General features: G+C 58.9%; 3 protein-coding genes and 1 pseudogene. 2 read left to right on the top strand and 2 right to left on the bottom strand.

The window, feature by feature from the left end; genetic code table 11:
• A partial coding sequence (locus tag BSG20_RS34740; protein ID WP_143147624.1) for an IS110 family transposase occupies positions 1 to 233 on the bottom strand: 233 nt, incomplete at its 3' end.
• A 310-nt stretch (positions 234 to 543) separates the two neighbouring features.
• On the bottom strand, positions 544 to 1,578 hold the full coding sequence (locus BSG20_RS34735; protein ID WP_072382309.1) for an AraC family transcriptional regulator: 1,035 nt from the start codon (positions 1,576 to 1,578) through the stop codon (positions 544 to 546).
• 378 nt (positions 1,579 to 1,956) lie between these two features.
• Between BSG20_RS34735 and BSG20_RS34730 the strand changes: the two are divergent.
• Positions 1,957 to 2,647 (top strand): annotated as a pseudogene (locus tag BSG20_RS34730) (glutathione S-transferase family protein).
• 373 nt (positions 2,648 to 3,020) lie between these two features.
• Entirely contained in the window at positions 3,021 to 3,653 is a 633-nt protein-coding gene (locus BSG20_RS34725; RefSeq protein ID WP_072382307.1) for a tyrosine-type recombinase/integrase, read from the top strand.
• Positions 3,654 to 3,950 lie beyond the last annotated feature (297 nt).

The following is a 3,950-nucleotide window of genomic DNA, read 5'->3' as shown; positions in this document are numbered from 1 at the left end:
ACGACATCATCACAAATGTCGTCGAGCCAGTCATACATCACCATCCAGTTGCGGGTGGCCTCGACCACGGCATGCGAGTTCTCGCGGTAGCGTTCGAGAAACCCGCCAAGCGACTGGCGGTCGTTCTTCACCCGGCCGGATCTGAGCGTCTTGCCGCTGCTGTCCTGCACCACCAGGTGGCTGTAGGATTTGTGGTAATCCACGCCGATATGGTATTCATAAGAGGCAGTCATACTTCCAACTCCCTTGTTGAGATCTTCGAAACCCCAATAAGGTAAGCCGAAAGGCTGGAAGTGTGACTGTCCCTCGATCAGCGTCTGCATATTAGTGATCCGTTCTCTCAACGGGCGCGGCATCTTTCATGCCACCTCCCTTGTGCCGTTCCGGTATTGCAATCCAAACGGCAGCTTCGGGTCAATCCCAGACTTTGGCGGCAAGTACTTTGATGTCCGCTTTACGTGTTGAGTGTCCAAGGAGCGGACGGTCGGCCATCGGCCCCCTTTAGGTCTGCAACGCGCCTCCAACTCGGCCGTTGATCTTTGTTTAACTGCCGTTCGAAGCAGCCATTGCCGATTGAGACATGGTCCGACGCCAGTGGCCGGGCGTCATGTTTTCCCACTCACGGAACGCACGATAGAACGAGTTGGCGTCCTGGTATCCAAGGAGGAAGGCCACTTCTTCTGTGTCAATCGAGGGATCGGAGAGAAGCTGTGAACCGAGTTCCTGTCTGGCTTCGGTCAGAAGAGCACGGAATGTCGCGCCTTGCGCGGTGATACGCCGCTGCAGGGTGCGCTCGCTCAGCCCCAGCTCGCGCGCAACGGCTCCAATATCCGGGCGGCCACTGGCCATGGCGCGCTTCAATGCGCCTTTTACCAGTTCACCGAGTGTGGCCTGCGCCTCCATCTCGCGCACTGCGTTTGCCAGCGCGGGGGTCAGCATCTTGAGCAATTCGGGGTTGTGCCCGGGAAATGGCAGGTCGAGATCAGGCGCATTCAGCACCATGCGATCACGTTTCGCCCCAAAATGAATCGGGCAGTCGAAGTAGATGGCGTGCCTGTCCGTTCCCGGATTTGGCCGCCGCAGCTCCAGCGAGATTGGCCGCAGGTGACGGCCAGTGCCGCGTCGGCCGAGTTCCAGCAAAAGGGCAAAGCTTGCGTCCACCGACAGGGGCGGCTCCGGTTCGGTGCCCGCAGGCCACTCGATCGTCACCGACACTTTGCCGTCGCGCTCCTCGAAACAAAGGCGGTCAGGGCTGCACAGGCGGTTGAAGCGGGCGATCCGCGCCATGCCGTCCCGAAAGTCGGCAGCGTAGGACGCCACCAGAAATGCAAGCTTATGATTGGCGGTGCTGGTCTCGCTCACCATCCTGATGCTGAAGGCGGGGTCTTCGGAGAGCGCCTCTATGGCATTCCAGATTGCGAAAAACTGCGTCGTGCTGATGACAGCGGAATTGTCGAGATGAAGCGTTGCAGGAAGCCTGGCATGTCGCAGGACCGCTGAAGGCCGCAGTCCCAGTTGTTCTAGCGACTGCCAGAATGGCCTCGGCAATTTGCATCGGTCAGAAGGCACTTTGGTCATGACTATCTCTTTCACTCCAGTTGGAGATCGCAGATGGCGAAATGGCCACGGGCACGTCTTGTCCCGCAGAGCATGGCGCCACCACCCAGACCGCTCACCGGTAACTACGCTTTTAATGCATATCTCGGCCTAGCCCTCGGCGTACGGACGGGCAGGCTTACACTGTCTGGCGTATATGGGACTGTATTTGGCGTATTTTGCAAGTCTGTTGGCGCCGTCTGCTAGTGCATACGCGTCCTCCGTCCTTATTTTCTGCTCCTGGGGTGCCGGCGTTGAACCCTGCATCCGGCAGCAGTGAAAATCCGACCCGGCAGCCCTGCAACATCGCATGCAGGGCGGCGATTCAGACAACAACAGCCATCTATCAGGAGATTGAACATGACACTCAAATTTTACACCAATCCGAACTCGCGCGGGCGCATTGTGCGCTGGATGCTGGAGGAGGTAGGCCAGCCCTACGAGACGGTGGTCATCGATTACCAAAAGACCAGCGCATTTGACGAGTGGGGCGGGGCGGCTCTTGAACGGCCGGTGTTAAGCGATCCTAATGACGAGCGGGTCCGCTTCTTCACGCAGGTCAATCCCATGGGCAAGGTGCCAGCGATCGTGCACGACGGCCGCGCCGTGACCGAAAGCGCCGCGATCATCGCCTACCTCGCGGAAACCTTTCGGGAAGCCGGCCTTGCACCTACTCCGGAAGAGCGTGCGGATTATTATCGCTGGATGTTCTTCGCCGCCGGTCCGATCGAACAGGCCGTGACCAATCACCGCGCCAAATTCGTGCCGGCGCCGGAGCAGGAGTTTTTCTTCGGCTACGGCAGCTATGAGCGGACGCTGCATGAACTGGAGCGCGCGGTCCAGGCACATCCCTTCATTGCGGGAGACAGGTTCACCGCCGTGGATATCTACGTCGGCTCCCATATTGGTTGGGGCCTTGGTCTCCAGACGCTGGAGCCGCGCCAGGCGTTTTCTCGACTATGTCGGAAAACTGGTAAACAGAGACGCTTTCAAACGGGGCGTGACCAAGGACGAAGAATTGATAGCGCAAGCTGCGGCCCGTGCCGCATAGCTTTCGCATATGCACTCTCGGGCGCGGAGAATACCGACTCGCGCAAATCCGCGCCCAGAGGCAGGCTGAAACACCCATCAAAGCATGGTATCCGTACCATGGCTACGCCGCTCCGACGGGACCTCATGCGTGCGCTACAAATGGTCGGCTTACACCACCAAACAGCCTGGTTTTACGCCGCCATTGGCAAGCGGCCGTTGAAAGTTGCACGCGGGGTGGCGCCTCGGAGCCGGAACCTGCTGTCGGAGTTTCCCATGTCAACGTCCGCTTTCCCACAAGTTTGACCGCAAGCCGCCAGTCCCCTTTCTGCCCCGTGAATTCTTGAACTCGCGCATTTTCCTGAAGGCCAAGGATGGCCGAAAGGAGAACTCAAATGGGTATTGCACAATACGATCCTGCCGCACTGGGCCGACCGGCCTGGAACGCCGGCCGAAAAGCCGGCGTCAAGAAGCCCCTGAAGCAGCGCCAGATTTGGGCGATCCGCTTCTTCCTCGATAGGGAGGGCCGCATGAGAGATCGCGCGCTGTTTGATCTCGCGATCGACAGTAAGCTGCGAGGCTGCGATCTTGTTAGGATCAAAATCGGAACCCTCGTCACAGGTCAAGAAATTCGAACCCGTGCCATGGTCGTCCAGCAAAAGACCGGTCGTCCCGTACAATTCGAGATCACAGGCGACGTCAGGGCAAGTCTGCTTGCATGGCTTGAACGGAGAGGCGGAACAATTGACGACTACGCCTTTCTTAGTCGAGTCGATCATGCCGATCATCTCAGCACTCGACAGTATGCCCGATTAGTCGATGAGTGGGTGACTGCAATTGGGCTGAGGCGCGAAGACTACGGCACACACTCGCTTCGACGCACGAAGGCCGCGATGATCTACAAAGCGACGGGCAATCTTCGTGCGATCCAGATCCTGCTCGGGCATACGAAGATCGAGAACACGGTGAGGTACCTCGGCGTAGACATAGAGGATGCGCTGGAGCTAGCGGAGCATACAGAGATTTGAGCGAGTCCGGTCCCGCACCCAGCGGGGCCGTGCCTCTTGGGGGGATGTTTCCGATATTAGCAGCTCGATCGAGCGGCTTTGCGCCCCCATTGCGGCCATCGCGCAGATCGAACTCTGATCCCAGAAGCGGCCGCTCTGCAGAGCCGGCAACATCAGCCTTGAAGTCAAGCCGTTGCGAAGGCAGCGAACGGTGAGGCGACTTTCTCCTCGTGGTCGCGCAGCCGTTCCAAATTCTCCGTCCGCGACGTATCATTCGGAGGTGCATTGGGCGCGATGCTTAGAATCGCAACCGCCCAA

Source organism: Rhizobium tibeticum (assembly GCF_900110205.1).
GTDB lineage: Bacteria > Pseudomonadota > Alphaproteobacteria > Rhizobiales > Rhizobiaceae > Rhizobium > Rhizobium tibeticum.
The sequence above is the reverse complement of the archived record's forward strand: the minus strand, read 5'-3'. Positions and strand labels throughout refer to the sequence as shown.